The sequence below is a fragment of the Endobacterium panacihumi genome (assembly GCF_050847465.1).
Lineage (GTDB): Bacteria > Pseudomonadota > Alphaproteobacteria > Rhizobiales > Rhizobiaceae > Neorhizobium > Neorhizobium panacihumi.
In genome coordinates this window covers 337661-356126 of record NZ_JBOZRA010000001.1, presented here as the reverse complement: position 1 = coordinate 356126, position 18466 = coordinate 337661, and the positions used below count along the sequence as shown (strand labels likewise).

At 59.6% G+C, this 18466-nt stretch carries 18 protein-coding genes; 9 read left to right on the top strand and 9 right to left on the bottom strand.

The genetic code is table 11. The annotated features are described in order from the left end of the window. The first annotated feature begins 24 nt into the window (after window positions 1-24). The 3 genes from ACRQ1B_RS01695 to ACRQ1B_RS01685 all read left to right on the top strand — a co-directional run bounded on the left by ACRQ1B_RS01695 (window position 25) and on the right by ACRQ1B_RS01685 (window position 2817). Window positions 25-1266, top strand: a complete 1242-nt coding sequence (locus tag ACRQ1B_RS01695; RefSeq protein ID WP_432291943.1) for a class I SAM-dependent methyltransferase — start codon at window positions 25-27, stop codon at window positions 1264-1266. Window positions 1267-1285: 19 nt separating this feature from the next. Then, entirely contained in the window at window positions 1286-2362 is a 1077-nt protein-coding gene (locus ACRQ1B_RS01690) for a DUF2332 domain-containing protein (protein ID WP_432291942.1), read from the top strand. Window positions 2363-2682: 320 nt separating this feature from the next. Beyond that, window positions 2683-2817: a hypothetical protein gene (locus ACRQ1B_RS01685; RefSeq protein ID WP_432291941.1), complete on the top strand. Its 135-nt coding sequence runs from the start codon at window positions 2683-2685 to the stop codon at window positions 2815-2817. Between the two features lie 15 nt (window positions 2818-2832). Here the strand turns inward: ACRQ1B_RS01685 and ACRQ1B_RS01680 are convergent, their stop codons facing one another. From ACRQ1B_RS01680 to ACRQ1B_RS01660, 5 genes are read right to left on the bottom strand one after another with little or no spacing between them, the layout of a single operon-like run. Beyond that, window positions 2833-3393: a sarcosine oxidase subunit gamma gene (locus ACRQ1B_RS01680; RefSeq protein ID WP_432291940.1), complete on the bottom strand. Its 561-nt coding sequence runs from the start codon at window positions 3391-3393 to the stop codon at window positions 2833-2835. After that, the gene (locus ACRQ1B_RS01675) at window positions 3386-6394 is read right to left on the bottom strand and encodes a sarcosine oxidase subunit alpha (protein ID WP_432291939.1); all 3009 of its coding nucleotides are present in this window, start codon (window positions 6392-6394) and stop codon (window positions 3386-3388) included. The genes ACRQ1B_RS01680 and ACRQ1B_RS01675 overlap by 8 nt, the downstream gene beginning before the upstream one ends. Then, the gene (locus ACRQ1B_RS01670) at window positions 6391-6747 is read right to left on the bottom strand and encodes a sarcosine oxidase subunit delta (RefSeq protein WP_432291938.1); all 357 of its coding nucleotides are present in this window, start codon (window positions 6745-6747) and stop codon (window positions 6391-6393) included. The genes ACRQ1B_RS01675 and ACRQ1B_RS01670 overlap by 4 nt, the downstream gene beginning before the upstream one ends. 11 nt (window positions 6748-6758) lie before the next feature. Beyond that, a complete protein-coding gene (locus ACRQ1B_RS01665; RefSeq protein ID WP_432291937.1) occupies window positions 6759-7181 on the bottom strand; it encodes a hypothetical protein in 423 nt (140 codons plus the stop codon). Continuing rightward, complete coding sequence (locus ACRQ1B_RS01660) at window positions 7181-8434, bottom strand: sarcosine oxidase subunit beta family protein (RefSeq protein WP_432291936.1); 1254 nt, start codon at window positions 8432-8434, stop codon at window positions 7181-7183. Before ACRQ1B_RS01660 ends, ACRQ1B_RS01665 begins: the two co-directional genes overlap by 1 nt. 250 nt (window positions 8435-8684) lie before the next feature. Between ACRQ1B_RS01660 and ACRQ1B_RS01655 the strand changes: the two genes are divergently transcribed. From ACRQ1B_RS01655 to ACRQ1B_RS01645, 3 genes are all read left to right on the top strand, one after another. Then, the gene (locus tag ACRQ1B_RS01655) at window positions 8685-9752 is read left to right on the top strand and encodes an acyltransferase family protein (RefSeq protein ID WP_432291935.1); all 1068 of its coding nucleotides are present in this window, start codon (window positions 8685-8687) and stop codon (window positions 9750-9752) included. Window positions 9753-9958: 206 nt separating this feature from the next. After that, a complete protein-coding gene (gene rpsU / locus ACRQ1B_RS01650; RefSeq protein WP_112728665.1) occupies window positions 9959-10198 on the top strand; it encodes a 30S ribosomal protein S21 in 240 nt (79 codons plus the stop codon). A 146-nt stretch (window positions 10199-10344) separates the two neighbouring features. After that, a complete protein-coding gene (locus tag ACRQ1B_RS01645) occupies window positions 10345-11220 on the top strand; it encodes a tetratricopeptide repeat protein (protein WP_432293787.1) in 876 nt (291 codons plus the stop codon). 94 nt (window positions 11221-11314) lie between these two features. Here ACRQ1B_RS01645 and ACRQ1B_RS01640 read toward each other — a convergent pair whose 3' ends face one another. Beyond that, entirely contained in the window at window positions 11315-11539 is a 225-nt protein-coding gene (locus tag ACRQ1B_RS01640) for an aa3-type cytochrome c oxidase subunit IV (protein WP_432291934.1), read from the bottom strand. A gap of 217 nt (window positions 11540-11756) precedes the next feature. Between ACRQ1B_RS01640 and ACRQ1B_RS01635 the strand changes: the two genes are divergently transcribed. Together ACRQ1B_RS01635 and ACRQ1B_RS01630 are read left to right on the top strand one after the other, a co-directional pair. Then, window positions 11757-12296: a TRAP transporter small permease subunit gene (locus ACRQ1B_RS01635; RefSeq protein ID WP_432291933.1), complete on the top strand. Its 540-nt coding sequence runs from the start codon at window positions 11757-11759 to the stop codon at window positions 12294-12296. Window positions 12297-12314: 18 nt separating this feature from the next. Then, window positions 12315-13811, top strand: coding sequence for a TRAP transporter large permease (locus ACRQ1B_RS01630; protein ID WP_432291932.1), 1497 nt, complete (start codon window positions 12315-12317; stop codon window positions 13809-13811). A 386-nt stretch (window positions 13812-14197) separates the two neighbouring features. Here ACRQ1B_RS01630 and ACRQ1B_RS01625 read toward each other — a convergent pair whose 3' ends face one another. Continuing rightward, entirely contained in the window at window positions 14198-15304 is a 1107-nt protein-coding gene (locus ACRQ1B_RS01625) for a TRAP transporter substrate-binding protein (protein WP_432291931.1), read from the bottom strand. A gap of 298 nt (window positions 15305-15602) precedes the next feature. Between ACRQ1B_RS01625 and ACRQ1B_RS01620 the strand changes: the two genes are divergently transcribed. Further along, window positions 15603-16391 (top strand): gamma-glutamyl-gamma-aminobutyrate hydrolase family protein, encoded by a 789-nt coding sequence (locus ACRQ1B_RS01620; RefSeq protein ID WP_432291930.1) that lies wholly within the window; start codon window positions 15603-15605, stop codon window positions 16389-16391. 44 nt (window positions 16392-16435) lie between these two features. Here ACRQ1B_RS01620 and ACRQ1B_RS01615 read toward each other — a convergent pair whose 3' ends face one another. Next, the gene (locus tag ACRQ1B_RS01615; RefSeq protein WP_432291929.1) at window positions 16436-17401 is read right to left on the bottom strand and encodes a 2-hydroxyacid dehydrogenase; all 966 of its coding nucleotides are present in this window, start codon (window positions 17399-17401) and stop codon (window positions 16436-16438) included. Window positions 17402-17437: 36 nt separating this feature from the next. Then, a complete protein-coding gene (locus ACRQ1B_RS01610; RefSeq protein WP_432291928.1) occupies window positions 17438-18460 on the bottom strand; it encodes a LacI family DNA-binding transcriptional regulator in 1023 nt (340 codons plus the stop codon). Between the last annotated feature and the right edge of the window lie 6 nt (window positions 18461-18466).

Below are 18466 nucleotides of genomic sequence, written 5' to 3'. Positions count from 1 at the left end.
TCATCCCACCCGCCTGGAGGTTGCATGTTTCCTCTCTCGCATATGATGAAATCCTTTATCCGCAAGGGTCGCCTCACGGTCATCGATGCCGACGGCAAGCGCCACTTATTTTCCGGCACGCCGGGTCTCGAAGTGACCATGCGGCTGACCGACCCGAAACTGTACAAAAGCCTCGTCTTCAATCCGGAACTGGCCGCCGGTGAAGCCTATATGGACGGCACGATGCGGTTCGAGGAAGGCTCGACGCTGCAGGATTTCCTGACGCTGTTTTCAGTGAATCGCCTGTCGCTCGGCTCCTACCCGCTGCAAAAGGCGTTGCGGGCGATAAAAATGCGGTTTCGCAAGCGCCAGCAATCCAACCGCAAGGGCCAGGCGCAACAGAACGTTGCCCACCACTACGATCTCGGCAACGAATTCTACAAACTTTTCCTCGACGACAACATGCTTTATTCCTGCGCCTATTTTCGCGAGGAAGGCGAAACGCTGGAACAGGCACAGCGCAACAAGCTACGGCTTCTGGCGGCAAAACTCGGCCTGAAACCGGGCATGAAAGTACTCGATATCGGCTGCGGCTGGGGTGATCTGGCGCTCTATCTCGCCACCCTCGAAGACGTGCAGGTTCTGGGCGTGACGCTGTCGAAGGAACAGCAGGCGCTTGCGACTGAACGTGCGCAAAAAGCCGGTTTGGCCGACCGCGTCAAATTCGAACTGCGCGACTATCGCGACGTCACCGAAAAATTCGATCGCATCGTCTCTGTCGGCATGTTCGAACATGTCGGCGTGCATCACTACGACGAGTTTTTCCAGAAAATCAACGCGCTGATGCCGGATGACGGCGTCATGGTTCTGCATTCGATCGGCCATATGAGCCCGCCCGGCATGGCAAGCCCGTGGCTTCGAAAATACATCTTTCCCGGCGCCTATTCCCCGGCCTTGTCTGAAGTGCTCGAGGTCGTCGAGCAAAACAGCCTCTGGGTCACCGATCTGGAATTTTTGCGGGTGCATTACGCCACCACGCTCGCCCACTGGAACAACCGCTTTCAGGCCAACCGCGACAAGGTGATCGCGCTTTATGACGAGCGGTTTGCCCGCATGTGGGAATTTTATCTGATCAGCGCCGAGATGATGTTTCGCACCGGCAGCCAGATGGTCTTTCACATGCAATTGTCCAGAAAACGCGATGCCGCCCCAATCGTGCGCGACTACATTACGGATAAACAGCGCGACTATATCGAGCGGGAAAAACGGCTCGACCTATCCATTTAAAAATATGCAGGAGGAACACATGGTGCTTGAGGCAAACCTTGAAATGAACCGGGAAGATGCCGTGCGCGATGCCTTTCGCAACCAGATCAAGGCGGCGACCGAGCTTGGTTCGCCCTTCGTCGCCCGCCTCTCCCGCCTTGCCGCCGAACGGCTGACCCGTGATACGGCGGTCGGCCGCGCGCTGCTGGATTGGGCCGGCGATGCCTCCATCAACAACGACCTCGTGCCGGCACGGTTTGCGGGTTCACTGCACGCATTTGTTCTGTCGGGTCAGGATCCGGCGCTGAAAGCCCTCTATCCGCCGCAGGACACCGATGACGAAACGCTCTGGCAGGCCATCGAACATGCCTTCGAAACCCATGGCGACTTCATCATCGCGCGACTGCAATCACCGCCACAAACCAACGAAATCCGCCGCTGCAATGCGCTTCTGCCGGGTTTCCTCACCATTGCCGAGATTTTCGAAAAGCCGCTGGACCTTCTGGAAGTCGGCGCAAGCGCCGGGCTTAACCTGCAATGGGACCGGTATCGCTACGATCTCGGCGGTTTTGAATTGGGCGATCCCGCCTCGCCTGTCCTGCTGCAACCCGACTGGCAGGGGCCGCCGCCACCGAATGCGGAGATCACCATCGCCAGCCGCCTCGGCTGTGATCTCAACCCGCTCGACGTGACATCCGCAGAAGACCGGCTGCGCCTCATGTCCTATGTCTGGGCAGACCAGCCGGACCGCTTGCAACGCCTCTCCGCCGCGCTTGACCTTGCCGTCAACGATCCGCCGCCGGTGGAGCGTGCCGATGCGTTGGAGTGGCTGCCCCGCGAACTGGTAAAACCGCCGACCGGAGCGGTGCGCGTCGTCTATCATTCCATCGCCTGGCAATATCTGCCGGCAGTCCTGCGCGCTCGCGGCGAAGCGACGATTACCGAAGCCGGCAACCGCGCCACAAAAAGCACACCGCTCGCCCGCCTGCAGATGGAAGCCGACGACAAGCCGGATGGTGCGACGATCAGCCTGCAGATCTGGCCGGGTGGAGAAAAACGCGAACTGGGACGCGTAGATTTTCACGGCCGCTGGGTGAAATGGAAAGGGTGGGGATAGGCGGCGCTATCCATATGCGAGGCAAGATTTGACAGCGCTTCAACACACTCTATGATTGCATCCTGAGCTGTCGGGATGGTAATCATGTGCAGACTTGATGCGGCGGAAATCGAGCGGACAAAGCTGCTGGCGAATGCCCTGGATCGCGCCTCGACAGCATGTTTTACGGTGGGAATAGCGACACCACTTGCGGGCTACGCTTACAGTCTGGCAGTCTTCAGCACGCTATCAACATCGCGAACGACGATAACCCTCGCAGCTTGGTTTTTGGGAGCGATAGCATTACATTATCGTGCGAGGCGAATACTCAGGAGACTTGCATGATGGACTTCTGGTTTTTCTATTCGATCGTTCTACCTGCGGGAATTGTCGTATTGGCGTTTGTTGCAGCCCAACTGCACGAGTGGGATCTGGATCGCAGGCAAAGACGCAAGCACCGCCATCCCGGCGAATAACGGCCAGCGGCGCCCTCAGAGCGCCGCATCCCTCGCGCCTTCGGCCAACAGGCCAAACGCATAATCCGAAAACGATCGCCAGACTTCGACGCGAAACGCATCCCCCGCCGTGCGCAGCAACACGATTTCCACCTTGCCAAAGATGGTGCGCGAGCAGGCGCCGACCGGAAACGCTTTCAGCGACAGATCCTGAGGGCAGCCGACATTGATCGCGCCAGCCGCACCGGGGCCGGACACGAGGATCGCCGTGTTGCGGTGGGATACGTCGGTGGCCGAATGCAGCGCACCGGACCTTGCGGCAGCTTCGACCAGCGCGCTGCCAACCTCACCACCGCTCTCGGCAATCACCAGCCATTCATCCGGCCCGATCCAGAGCGCGGTGCGGCCATTGGCCGACGCCGAGGTTTTCGGCTTCAACGGCAAATAGACACCGAGTGCCGCCGACAGCGCCGCCACATCTTCGGCACGGACGCGCAGGTTGATGCGTTCGGCCGGTACCGCCGGCTCCAGCCGCACGGTGGCGGAACCGCCGTGCAAACCGGAAAGCGGAAGGGTTCTTGCTGCGACCTCAACCATTGATGCGGCCTCCTTCCTTGTCGACAAACACCATGTCGGTCACTTCGACCTCAATCACCTTGTCCTTCATCGGCACGTAAAGCGTCTGCCCCATTTTTTCGCGGCCACCGGCCACCAGAGCGATCGCAATCGAACGTCCGAGGTTCTCCGACCAGTAGGACGAGGTGACATGCCCCAGCATGGTCATCGGTTTCGGCTGGCTCGGATCGGCGACGATCTGGCCGCCCTCCTCCAGCACCTCGTTCGGATCCCTCGTCAGCAGCCCGACCAGCTGCTTGCGTCCGGTGCGCACGAGATCCGGGCGTTTCAAACCACGGATACCGACAAAATCGGTCTTCTTCTTGGAAACAGCCCAGCCGTAACCGGCATCGTCCGGCGTGACCGTGCCATCGGTATCCTGACCGACGATGAGATAACCCTTTTCGGCGCGCAGAACGTGCATGGTCTCGGTGCCGTAAAGGCAGGCATCAAGTGATTGCGCCCGCTCCCAGATCGCGCTCCACACGGCCGGACCGAAATCGGCCGGAACGTTGACTTCGAAACCGACTTCACCGGTAAACGACACACGGAACAGACGTGCGGGCACGCCCATGACCGTGCACTCGGCCACGCTCATATGCGGGAAGGCTTCGTTGGAAATGTCGAGCCCTTCGACGAACGGAGCGATGATATCGCGCGCCTTCGGACCCTGAATGGCAATCACCGCCCATTGTTCGGTGGTCGAGGTCAGCCAGACCTTCAGATGCGGGAATTCGGTCTGCAGATAGTCTTCCATATGCTGCAGCACGCGCGGCGCACCGCCGGTCGTCGTGGTTACATGGAAACGATCCTCGGCCAGACGCCCGACGACACCGTCGTCATAGATAAAACCGTCTTCGCGGGTCATGATGCCGTAACGGCTCTTGCCCGGTTTCAGCGTGTCCCAGGCATTGGTGTAGAGCAGGTTGAGGAATTGCGCCGCATCCGGGCCAACCACCTCGATTTTTCCGAGTGTCGAGGCATCGAACACGCCGCCGACATCACGCACCGTCTTGCATTCGCGGTTGACGGCGGCATGCATATCCTCGCCGCGCCTTGGGAAATACCAGGCGCGCTTCCAGTTTCCGACATCCTCGAACTCGGCTCCTTCCGCCGCTTCAAGATCATGCATCGGCGTCTTGCGGGCCGGATCGAACAGCGGTCCGCGTGAATGGCCGACGAGAGTGCCGTAGGTGACCGGCGTATAGGGCGCGCGAAACGTCGTGAGGCCCACCTGTGGGATCGGCCGACCAAGCATTTCCGATGCAATGGCCAGACCATGCATGTTGGACAGCTTGCCCTGATCGGACGCCATGCCGTTGGTGGTGAAGCGCTTGATATGCTCGATCGAATGCATGCCTTCGCGCACGGCAAGGCGGATATCCTTGGCGGTCACGTCATGCTGGAAATCGACAAAAGCTTTTACCGTCGTATCGCGACCCGCGCCTTCCGCCGCACCGATCATGCCGCCGGTCCATTCGTAAAGGTTCGAACCGGCAAAGGCGATTGCATCAATGCTGGCCGCCCCTTTGCTTCCGGCCATTTCGGCACCGGCGGCAAGCGCCTCACCGATCAGCGTCGAAAGATCGTCGGTGCCGTTGCAGGCGCCGATGGAGATGCAGTCCTGCGCATAGATATCCGGCAGGAACCGGTCATTTTCGGCTTCAAACCGCAGTTTTCCGCGTGACTGCGAGAACAGATGCACCGAAGGCGTCCAGCCGGCCGAGACCAGTAGCGCATCCACCTTGAGCTTGCGGCCGGCCTTTTCGCCGTTGCGCGCAACGGTGACGGACGAGACACGGTGACGACCGCTCGTATCGAGCACGGAATGGCCGAGAAGCACCTCGATGCCCAGCGTCCGCGCTTCCGCCAGCACGGCCTCACCGGGCAATTTGCGGTTGTCGACGATGGCGACCACATCAATGCCGGCACGTTTCAGGTCGAACGCCGCCTCATAAGCACTGTCATGCGCCGTATAGACGGCAACCGCGCGACCAACCGCAACACCGTGATGGTTGAGGAACGTGCGCGCCGCAGACGCCAGCATGATGCCGGGACGGTCATTGTTGGCGAACACCATGTGGCGCTCGATCGAACCGGTGGCGAGAACCACCTTTTTCGCCCGCACCTGCCACAGCCGTTCGCGCGGCAGATCTTTCCCCGGCAGCGGCAGATGATCCGTGACACGCTCCACGAGCCCGAGAAAGCCGTGATTGTAATAACCGAACACGGTGGTGCGGTTGAGCACCGTCACATTCGGCATCGCCTTCAGTTTTGCAGCGACGCCTTGCGCCCAGTCGAAACCGTTCTTGCCGTCGATCTCGGTCGATGAGTCGAAATGCAGCGCACCGCCCACTTCCGGCTGTTCATCGACAAGGATGACCTTGGCACCGGTCGCGGCAGCGGAGAGCGCCGCCGTCAGACCAGCCACACCGGCACCGGCGATCAGCACGTCACAATGTTCGTAACGGCTGGCGTAATGGTCGCTATCACCTTCCTTCGGCGCTTCGCCGAGACCGGCGGCGCGGCGGATGATCGGCTCGTAGAGCTTGTGCCAGGCTTCCTTCGGCCACATGAAAGTCTTGTAGTAGAAGCCGGCAGCAAAAAAGGGCGACAGCAGATCGTTGAAAGCGCCGATATCGTGTTTCAGCGACGGCCAGCGGTTCTGCGAGGCGATCTTAGCGCCGTCAAAAACCTCCTGCACGGTGGCGCGCACGTTCGGCTGGCGGCGCGAGGCATCACGCGACACGTCGAGCAACGCATTCGGCTCTTCCGGCCCGGCCGACAGAATGCCGCGCGGACGGTGATATTTGAACGAACGGCCCAGCAGATGCACGCCATGCGCCAGAAGCGCGGAGGCGACTGTATCGCCCTCGAGTGCCGTATAGGTCTTGCCGTCGAAGGTGAAACGGGCGGTGCGCGCCGGTGTCAGGCGACCAGCACCCTTGATGCGGAATGCGCCGGAATTGGAGGATGCGCTCATCGGGCGTCTCCTTCCGTCTGTTCCCACGTCTCGACGGTCTTCTCCTCGGCAATCGCCTCGGCTTTTGTCGCAGCGGGGATAGGCTGTTTCGGAAGGCCTGCCTTGTATGTCATCAGGAACTTGTCGCTCACCGTATCGCGCGCCGCATTGAAGAAGCGGCCGCAGCCATGGATATGCCGCCACCGTTCGTAGGTGAGGCCCTTTTCGTTGTTGCGCAGGAAAAAATATTCGGCGAATTCCTCGTCCGAAATCGCCGCGATATTTTCCGGCCGGGCGATATGCGCCTCGCCGGCCCAGCGGAATTCCAGCTCGGAACGCTCTTCCTCGCAGTAGGGGCAATGGATCAGGAGCATCGTTCGTCCACCTAAAGAGCACTATCCGGAAGGTTCGTTCCGGGAGGTTGATCACACAGGCGCCGCCCCATGGAGACATAGGGCACCAGCCGTTTCAGCAATTGTTCGAAATCGTCATAAGGGCGCAGCACACCACTCGTGCCGATATTCACCATGGCAACTTCCATCATGTCGGTACTGATCGCGAAGGGACGCATCTGCTCACCATCTCGATCCTCCCCGACGAAATAGACCGCCGGCTTGTTTAAAATCTTGGCGCAGAGCAGCATCCCCTTGTCTGCCACGAACGGCCAATCCGCCTCGCTTCTGGTCCGGGTTATCGCCTGCATGCGAAAATCATCGACACCTGGAAAGATGTCACTCGCGGCAACCGGCTTTTCACCGATCGCCGGAGCCCCGAGTGCCGCCGCAAGGCCTATCGTTGCGATCGTCATCAATGCGCAACGGCGGCAGCGGCCGCTTCGTCGATCAGGCGGCCCGTGCGGAAACGGTCGAGGTTAAGTCCGGCGGCCAGACGATGCGGCTCGCCCTTGGCGATCAGATGCGCAAACAGGTTGGCCGAGCCCGGCGTCGCCTTGAAACCGCCCGTGCCCCAGCCACAGTTGACGAACAGGCCCGGCACCGGCGTCACACCCTGGATCGGCGAACGATCCGGCGTGTTGTCGGTAATGCCGCCCCACTGGCGCATCATCTTTACACGGCGGAAGATCGGGAAGAGTTCGCAGATGGCATCGAGCGTGTGGGTGATGATCTGCAGACCACCGGTCTGGCTATAGGAATTGTACTGGTCGGTACCGGCGCCGATCACCAGTTCGCCCTTGTCGGACTGCGAGATATAGGCATGCACGGTGTTGGACATGACCACGCAAGGGAAGATGGGCTTCAGAGGTTCCGACACCAGCGCCTGCAGCGGGTTGGAATGCAGCGGCACGCGCACGCCCGCCATTTCCATCACCACGGACGAGTGACCGGCAGCGGAAACGCCGATCTTCTTTGCACCGATAAAGCCCTTCGACGTTTCGACGCCCTGAACCTCACCAGCCGGTCCGCGACGGATACCGGTGACTTCGCAATTCTGGATGATGTGCACGCCACGGTCGGCGGCAGCGCGGGCGTACCCCCAGGCGACGGCGTCGTGACGGGCCGTGCCGCCGCGACGTTGCAGGGCGGCACCATTGATCGGGTAACGCGCCGTTTTCGAGATATCGAGGACCGGCACAAAATCCTTGGCCTGCTCCGGCGACAGCCATTCGTTGTCGATACCGTAAAGCCGGTTGGCATTGATATGGCGCTTGAACGACTGCTGGTCGTGAATGTTGTGCGACAACATCATCACGCCGCGCGGCGAATACATGGTGTTATAGTTGAGATCCTGGCTCAGGCCTTCCCACAGTTTGAGGGAATGCTCGTAGATATCCATGCTCTCTTCATAGAGATAGTTGGAGCGGATGATGGTGGTGTTGCGGCCGGTATTGCCGCCGCCGAGCCAGCCCTTCTCGATCACCGCGATATTGGTGATGCCATGCTCCTTGGCGAGGTAATAGGCAGCACCCAGACCATGGCCACCGGCGCCGACGATGATGACGTCGTAACTGGAGCGCGGCTCGGGCGATGTCCATTGCTGGTCCCAACCCTTGTGGGCACGCATTGCCTCGCGTGCGATGGCGAAAACCGAATATCTGCGCATCGCGCCCCTCTTTTTATGTTCAGCCACGTGTGGCCTCTCGACCTCACGACTTGCGTAGAGTCATAGCCATGGCAAATCATTATGCACCGCAATGGCTGTTTTGCGACGCTTGAAGGGTTTGTTTCGACACGGCAGATATCGCCACGCGCGATGATTGCACACCGAGCCCATTAACCAACCAAGAATGATCACCTTGCAAGGCCGGCGCAAATGCGGCTGAGTGCCGATCGGCAACAGGGGGAAGCGCATCATGGAAAAGCTCTATTCCATTCAGTATCTGCGCGCTCTGGCAGCGCTTCTGGTCGTCGTCGCGCATTCCTTTTCCCACCAGATCGGCGTCGATAATCCGCTTGTCGTGCTTGCCGGCCGCCTTGGCGTCGTTCTCTTCTTCGCCATCAGCGGCTTCATCATGGTCTATATTTCCGGCGCGGGTCCATTTTCGCCAAAGACATTCCTGAAACGCCGCATCATTCGCATCGTCCCGCTCTACTGGCTTTTCACCGGATTTACCGCGCTGATCGCCGTCGCCGCCCCTACCCTCCTGCAGACCACGGTTTTCACCTGGCCGCATTTCGTCCAGTCGCTGTTGTTCATCGCTCATGAGGCGCCGGGCCGCGGCGGCACCAGCCCCATGCTTTCACTTGGCTGGACGCTGAATTACGAGGCTTATTTTTATGTCGTCTTCGCAGCACTGGCGGCATTGAGCGCCACCTCACGTATTCGCCTGCTGACGCTGCTGTTCGTGGCCATGTGGCTGTTTGGCCTCATCATGGCGCCTGTGGATCCGGTTCTGCAATTTTACATGAACGCCTCGCCGCTCGCCTTTGCCGCCGGTGCATGGATCGGCTGGAAAAAACTGAAGGGCGGCATTGCACTCGAAGCCCGTCACGCCGGCATTTTCGCAGCTGTCGCGGCAGCAGGCGTTCTGCTGGCGCTGCTGGACGACGGCAGCAGATGGATCACGCAATTGGGTTTTGCCGGACAGGTGGCCTGGGCCATCTGCCTGCTGGTCGTGGCCCTGTCATACGAGCCGAAGCTCAAGCGCGTCCCGATCCTCGAGCAACTCGGCGACTCATCCTATGCACTCTATCTGTCCCATATGTTTGCCATCGGCGCCGTTACACAGATAGCCAGACGAACGATCGGCGCGGAGAGCGATCTCACGCTGATCCTGACCACGATCGGCTGCATCATCGTCTCCTGCCTTGCCGCAATCCTTGTCCATCGGCTTGTCGAAAAACCCATGCTACACCTGTTCGCCCGGAAACCCGCAGCATACCGGCCGCCACGCGCGAATGGCATGCCCGTGGTCGGATAGGCCCGGCAAACCTGCAACACCATGAAGTTGAGAGGGCGGCGATACACGCCATTTTCCACAATTGCCCCGACACCATCTGGACTTGCCGCCAATCTCCTGTTATGAGGCCTGCAAAATCGCACGGTTAACGCCGCGCGCACGAAACTCTATCGCCGAAAATCCTGCTGAGGACCGGGCGAAAACAAACCAAAGGAACGGGATTTCACGTGCAGGTACTAGTCCGCGACAACAACGTTGATCAGGCTCTCCGCGCTCTCAAGAAGAAGCTGCAGCGCGAAGGTGTTTTCCGCGAAATGAAGATGCGCGAAAGCTACGAAAAGCCTTCGGAAAAGCGCGCTCGCGAAAAGGCTGAAGCTGTTCGTCGCGTTCGCAAGCTGGCCCGCAAGCGCATGCAGCGCGAAGGCCTGCTGCCGCAGACCCCGCGTCCGGCACGTCCGGCTCGCTAATCTGTCGTTTTTTCGACGTTTTCTCATGCTTAAGAGCGGCGGCGACCTGACGGACGCCGCCGCTTTTTGATTTCTGTCTGGATATCCCCATGCGTTTTGTTGGGTGATGTCCCTGCTCATATGAGGACAAGCGCCTGATGGCTGCCATGACTGCTGCTGATTCCATTTCGAATGGTGTTTCGCATTCCACAGCCCGTCGCCGCCGCGGCATCGCGCCCATTGCCCTCATCCTGCTCGCGACAAGCACGCTGACCGCCTGCCAGTCGACCGTGACCTCGATGGACACGATCCGTCTCGATCGTGCCCAGGGCTCCGAGCAGAACATTTCCTCGCTGACCTCGGTGATCAACGCCAATCCGCAGGATCCTGAAGGCTACAACGTTCGCGGTTCCGCTTACGGCCGCGCCGGCGATTTCCGCCGCGCTCTGGACGATTTCAACCGTGCGCTCCAGCTGAACCCGCAATTCTATCAGGCCTATGCCAACCGCGCGCTGGTCTATCGCAACATGGGCAAGCCGGTGGAGGCCGCAAACGATTACAATGCGGCCATCCAGATCAACTCGAGCTATGATGCCGCCTATATCGGTCGCGGCAATATCTACCGCCAGGCCGGCCGCACGAATGAGGCCTTTAACGACTTTTCCCGTGCCATCCAGCTGGAAACCACGGATGGACGTGCCTATCACGGCCGTGGCCTGATCCTGCAGAGTCGCGGTCAGCATGCGCAGGCGATCGACGATTTCTCCAAGGCGATCTCGTTGTCCTCGACCTCGCCCGAGCCCTATAACGGCCGCGGCGTTTCCTATGTCGCGCTGAACGACGACGAAAACGCATTTGCCGATTTCAACCACGCCATCGAACTGGATGACAAGATCGCGGAATCCTGGGCCAACCAGGCGCTGGTCTACGAGCGCCGCGGCGACAAGGCGCGCGCTGCAAAGTCCTATTCGCATGCGGCACGTCTCGACCCGAACTACAGGCCGGCCAAGGACGGTCTCGCCCGCACCCGCGGCGGCGCCTGATCGGCCTCACACTGAATCTCAGACGAGATCATTCCCGGCCCCGTTGATACGGGGCCGCTGTCGTTTCAGGGATGTTGTGTCGGTGCGGTAAAAATCAGCGCAGCAGGAAAACGCCGGCGACATTCAGGATGATGAAGACGATCAGACCACCCAGAAAACCGGCGCCCGAGAAAAACCCGGCAGCCATGGCGATCAGCAGTACGACGGTGACCATCGTGCCCCATTTGGCGCCGGCCAGAAAACCGTCATAGGTTTTTTCGTGTTCTCGGTAATCCATCTCGGCGCCGGTCTCGACCGGCCCGCTGTGATGATGCTCCATGCCCGCTCCTCCCAGATAAGCACCGGATGACAGGAATGCCTGCATCCGTCATTGATCGGATGAAAGTGTCCAACGCCAAGCGGACACCTGTCAAGACCACTGTGTCTTAGCAGCAGCAGCAACCAAAGTTGCATATGCTCAGTCTTTCAATTTGACGACTGTTTTGTTACATCGCCTGAGAGGAAAAGGATGGGAGAGGAACCATCCGGGGGGATAAATGGCGCTTCTGCTTCGTTTCAGCAGCCTGGTTGACGGGCTGAGCGAGATTATAGGAAAATTTTCCGGATATCTCGTCCTGTTGTGCTGCCTTGTCAGCGCCGGCAATGCTCTCATCCGTTATACATTCAACATCAGCTCGAATGGCTGGCTGGAAATCCAGTGGTACATGTTCGCTTTCATCGTGCTGATGGGGGCGGCACATACGCTGCGGCTGAACGAACATGTGCGCGTCGATCTCGTCTACGGCGCCGTGTCGGAACACAAGCGGTTATGGATCGACATCATCGGCCTTCTCGTCTTTCTTCTGCCCGCCTGCGCCTATCTCGCCTGGATCTGCTGGCCATTCTTCTGGCTCTCCTGGGTACAGGGGGAAGGCTCCTCCAATGCCGGCGGCCTCATCCGCTGGCCGGTCAAGCTCGTGATCTTCGCCGGTTTTGCGCTGCTTGTGCTTCAGGGCCTGTCGGAGCTGATCAAGCGCATCGCCGCGCTGATGGGCCTTGCCGCCGTCGATACGACCTACGAAAAACCGCTGCAGTAATCGCCGGGGAGCCAAACCATGTTCGCTTACGGTGTGATGCCGCCTTTGATGTTCCTCGGCATGATCATTTTCATGCTCTACGGTTTTCCCGTCGCCTTTTCGCTGGCGGCGGTCGGGCTTTTCTTCGGTGTGCTGGGCGTCTTCACCGGCCATTTCGAGCAGGTATTCCTGCAGGCCCTGCCCTTCCGTATCTTCGGCATCGTCTCGAACGACCTGCTGCTGGCGATCCCCTTCTTCACCTTCATGGGCGCCATCCTCGAGCGATGTGGCCTCGCGGAAGATCTGCTTGAAGGCACGGGAAAACTGTTCGGCGCCATCCCGGGTGGTCTTGCCTATGCGGTCATCATCGTCGGCGCCATTCTCGGCGCCATCACCGGCACGGTGGCCGCTTCGGTCATCACCATGGGCGTGATCTCTCTGCCGATCATGCTGAAATACGGCTACAATCCGCGGCTTGCCACCGGCGTCATTGCTGCCTCAGGCACAATCACCCAGGTCATTCCGCCGTCACTCGTCCTCATCGTGCTTGCCGACCAGCTCGGCCGTTCGGTCGGTGACATGTATCTCGGCGCGATCGGGCCTTCGATCCTGCAGGTGACGATCTTCCTTCTGTTCATTCTGGCGCTCTCCATCTTCCGCCCGAAGGATGTGCCGGCCTTGCCTCCCGAAGCGCGCGGCGAGATGAATGCGGCGCTGGTCATGCGCGTGCTGTGGGGCATGATCCCCTCGGTCGTGCTGATCTTTCTCGTGCTCGGCACCATTTTCATGGGCCTTGCCACCCCGACAGAAGCCGGAGCGCTCGGCGTCGTCGGCGCCATGGGCATTGCAGCCCTGCATGGTCGCCTGACCTGGGACCTGACACGACAGGGCATGCACACCACGATGCAGATCACGTCCATGGTGGTATTCATCCTCGTTGGCGCCACGTGTTTCAGTCTCGTTTTCCAGGGCATGGATGGCGGATTGTGGATCGAGCATCTGCTGTCTCACGTCCCCGGCGGCGCGATCGGCTTTCTGATTTTCGTCAACATCTTCATCTTCTTCCTGGCCTTTTTCCTCGATTTCTTCGAGATCGCCTTCATCGTCATCCCGATGCTCGTGCCGGTGGCAAATGCGCTCGGCATCGACCTCATCTGGTTCGGCGTGCTCATCTGCATCAACATGCAGACGAGCTTCATGCACCCACCCTTCGGTTTTGCGCTGTTCTATCTTCGCTCGATCGCGCCACGTTCGGTGAAGACGAAGGATATCTATCTCGGCGCCATACCATGGCTGTGCATGCAGCTGATCCTCGTTGCCATCGTCATTTTCTGGCCCGAATCCGTCACCTACTGGCTGGACAAGACGCCGGACGTGGATCTCGACTCGATCAAGATCGAAATCCCCGGTCTTGGGCCGAGCGACAGCAACCAGATGCCCAATTTCGGCCCGCCACCGATGGATGGCGCACCGGCACAGCCGGGCGGCCTGCCGGGAATGCCGAACCTGGGCGAACCACCGAAGATCAACCCGTAAAGGCTGCTCTTGTCGATAAAGGGCGTGAGGGGTATATTAACGGAGTGGAAAGCAGAGCTGGTGGCTCTGCTTTCCCTTTACTATCTAGCCAAGAACATGAGCCGGACAGCTATTGACCAGCTTGTCCGGCTTTTTCTGACTGTAAGCGTAATGCTCAGTGGTTTCCACATCGCATCACCTCTGGTTCGAGAGCAAGGCTTATGCCTAAGTCGGTGAAGCCCGTCTTCACCGATACTCCGGCTGGCCTCGGAGCGTTCTGCTTCTGCTCTGCAACGGAGAGAGTTTAGCCGGCAGTGCGGCAAGCACAATCAAATACACGCAATGCGCGCAATTTCACTCACAAAAATACCCCGAACCTCGCGGCTCGGGGTACTAATGTTTTGGCCTCAGAGCTTGCCGTTGCGCTGTTGGATCATCATGAACGTATCAAACGTGTATTCCGACAATTGCAGCCACAGATAGGCCTCTTTCTTGTAAGCGACCTGATCCTCGTAGATCTTCTTGAAGTCGGCATTGGTCGCTGAGATTTCTTTATAGACCTCCAGCGACGCGTTAAAACACGCTTCCAGAATATCCTGGCTGAACGGCCGCAAGACCGTTCCCTGTGCGGCGATCTGCTTGATCGCGGTCGGGTTTTTTAGATCGTATTTCGCCATCATGTTGGTGTTGGCGAAAGCGCAGGCATCAGTCAGCGCCGCCTGATATGCCTTCGGCAGACTGTTCCACTTTTCCAGATTGACCAGCGAATGGATCGCCAGACCGCCCTCCCAGAAGGCGGGGTAATAATAATATTTTGCGACCTTGAAGAAACCGAGCTTGTGATCGTCATAGGGACCGATCCATTCGGCGGCATCGATCGTGCCCTTTTCCAGCGCTGGATAGATATCGCCGCCGGCAATCTGCTGCGGTACCGCGCCGAGCTTTTCAAGCACCCGGCCGGCCAGGCCGGCAATGCGCATCTTCACGCCCTTGAAATCATCAACGGTGTTGATTTCCTTGCGGAACCAGCCGCCCATCTGGGCACCGGTATTGCCCGCCAGAAGACCATAAACATTATGCTTGGCAAAAAACTCGTTCATCAGCGTATTGCCGTTGCCCTGATAGAACCAGGCATTGGTCAGACGCGCGTTGAGGCCGAAGGGAATGGCACTGCCGATCGCAAACGTCGGGTCCTTGCCGACGAAATAGTATGAGCATGTATGCGCCATTTCCACCGTGCCATTGGTCACGGCATCGAGTGCCTGCAGGCCCGGCACGATTTCGCCCGCTGCAAACGGCTGGATGGTGAACTTGCCATCGGTGGCCTCGGCCACGTGTTTCACGACATCATCGGCACCACCATAGATGGTATCCAGCGATTTAGGAAACGACGAGGTCAGGCGCCAGCTGATCCTCGGATTTTCCTGCGCAATGGCCGGTGCTGCAAGAACACCTGCTGCTGCCGCCCCCGTTCCCGTCACAGCCGCCTTTTTGAAAAATGTACGACGATCCATGCTCACCTCCCGTTGAAACCGAACCCTGGTGCAAAACTCTCCCAATTCCGCAGCCACCATCAAAACAACCATGACGCTCAGACACTGGCAAGCACGTGATCTCCATTTTCGAAGCAGCAAGAGACCGCAGGCCATCAGACTTTCGTCTTAAGCCGCGCCACGTGACTCCGTGTTGCTCGCACACAATGGTTCAGTACGCTCTCGGGGACGCAAGCGAGCCATGCGCATACGCCCGCTTGACTTCCCCTTATGAGCAGCGCCAAAAGGCTTCATCAGACCAGCCTTTCGGAGCTTTTGCATGCCCAAGCCGATCGTCGCCATTCCCGCCGATATCAAGGAAATCGAAGGCGCTTTCTGGCATGCCACGCCCAATCAATATGCGAAGGCTGCATTACATGTGGCGCAAGCCATGCCGATCATCGTGCCCGCCTTCGAGGACGGCAACGACATCGACTCCCTGCTCGACCGGGTCGACGGGGTACTGATCTCGGGAGCGGCCAGCAATGTCCATCCTTCGCGCTACGGCCAGGACGCCACTGAAAAAGACGGCCCGTTCGACCTTGCCCGCGACGCCACCTCGCTGGAACTGATCCGCCGCGCCATCGATCGCGGCATTCCGCTTCTCGCCATCTGCCGCGGCATTCAGGAACTGAACGTCGCGCTTGGCGGCACGCTGGCCAGCGAGATACAGGAAGCGGAAAACATCTGGGATCACCGCTCACCGGAGAATGACGATCGCGACGTGCGTTATTCCATCCGCCAGCCGGTCTTCGTCAAGGAAGGGTCGTGCATCGCCAATTATCTCGGCGTGGCCGGCGAGGTGCAGGTGAATTCGCTGCATCGTCAGGCGATCGCCAGAACCGCTCCCGGTCTGCAGATCGAGGCAACGGCCGCGGATGGAACGATCGAGGCCGTCTCGGTGATCGACGCCAAAAATTTTGCTGTGGGTGTACAATGGCATCCGGAATATTGGGCCGCCACCGACCAGCCGTCACGGCAGTTGTTCGAGGCTTTTGGTGATGCCGTGCGGGAATATGCGGCGGGCAAAGGCCATGCCCGCCCTTCGCGAAACCTGGCGACGGGATAACGCCGCGCGGTTCGGGCGCGGCGGAAGAGAGCCCATTGAGCGGTTTAGCTCTTGACCGGCGTTTCCGGCACCGGTGTCAGCACGGTCTTGTTCCTGAACCAGCCAATCAGATTGTCGACCACCAGATCGGCCATGGCGTTGCGGGTGGGCACGGAAGCCGAGGCCACGTGCGGCAGCAAGGAGATATTGTCGAGATCGAGGAAACTCGAGGCTGTCGTCGGCTCCTCATAAAACACATCAAGCCCGGCGGCGGCGATGGTGCCGGTGCGCAAAGCCGCTTCCAGCGCCGCTTCATCCACGCTTGATCCGCGCCCGACATTGATGAACACGCCGTTGGGCCCGAGCGCCGAAAGGATCTCGGCATTGATGATTTTGTGGGTGGCCGCCGTGCCCGGCACGATGCAGATCAGTGTATCCACCGCTTCCGCCATCTCCTTCAGAGAAGCGAAATGCGTGTAGGGCACATCTGTGCGGGCGGTGCGGGTGTGATAGCTGATTTTTAGCTTGAAAGCTTCCAGCCGCTGCGCGATTTCAAGCCCGATACGGCCAAGGCCGAGCAGGCCGACATGCCGGCCTTTGAGCGATAGCGGCGACAGCGCAAACGGTCCGTCCGATTTCCAGCGACCGCTGCGCAACCAGTCTTCCGCCACTGGCAGCCGTCGCACAGTGTTGAGCAGAAGGCCGATCGTCGTATCGGCAACCTCGTCGTTCAGAACATCCGGCGTGTGGGTGACGACAATACCCCTGCTGGCCGCATAGGTCGCATCGACACCGTCATAACCAACACCGAAATTCGAAACGATTTCCAGGTTCGGCAGGAGATCCATCCACGGTTTCTGCAGTGTGCCGAACAGAGCAACGGCACGCACCTTTGCACGGATGGCCTCGTCCAGCTCCAGTTCGCCGCCCTGGCCGGGCACCGTCACCACGTCAAACTCTTTTTCCAATCGCTCCAGCACACGCGGATGGATGCGTCCGGGAATGAGGACGGTGACGGGTCTGTCGGTCATGCTCTTTTTCCTGTGCTGACTTGAAAAATTCTCTGCTTAGGCGCGTGGGCGATGTGGCCCCGTCGACTGGCGGATACGCATTTCCGGCTTGATGAGGTGGATGCCATCGGGTTCATGGCTGCCGGCCAGCCGATCGAGAAGCGCACGCGCTGCAAGACGCCCGACCTCTGCCTGCTGGTTGGACACGGTGGTGAGCGCCGGCACGGCGATCGAGGCCTGTTCGAGATCGTCATAGCCGGTGACCGAAATATCCTGGCCGACAACGAGATCGGCGCGGGCAATGCCGTTCATCAGCCCAATGGCGACAAGATCGTTCCAGCAGACGGCGGCCGTCGGCTTTTGCGGCAGGGAGAGGAAATTCACCGCAGCCTCGAAACCGCCCTGCATGGAGCGCGGACCGGGAATACGCAATTCGGGATCGACCTCGATGCCTGCCTTGCGAAGCGCGTTGACATAACCCTGATACCGGTCGCGGCCGGTGGATGTCTGGTCGGTGCCGCCGATCATGGCAATGGTACGATGGCCAAGGCCGATCAGGTGGTTGGTGGCAAGCGAGATGCCGTAGCTGTCATCGCCGCGATAGGTCGGCAAAGCCGTGCCTTCCATCGAACGGGCAACCAAGATGAGCGGCATGCCATTGGTTTCCGCCAACCGCACATCCTCGATCGGCGTGCCGATGGCCGGCGACATGATGACGCCGTCACCTCCGAGCTGCAGCAGCGTTTCGATGAAATTGCGCTGCTTTTCGACAGAGTCGTAATGGTTGGAGAGAATGAAGGTCTGGCGGTTGCGGTCGAGTTCGGTCTCGATCGCTTTGAGAATTTCACCGTAAAACGGGTTCATGATGTCATGCACCACGACGCCGATGATGCCCGAACGCGAGGTGCGCAGGCTGGCCGCGCGACGGTTATAGATATAACCCAGCGCGCGTGCCTGTTCCTTGATCTTTTCGCGTGTATCGGCGGCCACGAGCGGGCTGTCGCGAAGGGCAAGCGAAATGGTTGCAGTCGAAAGCCCCAGGCTTTCGGCGATCGTTGATAGCTTGATCTTTTGAGCCACAGGTCC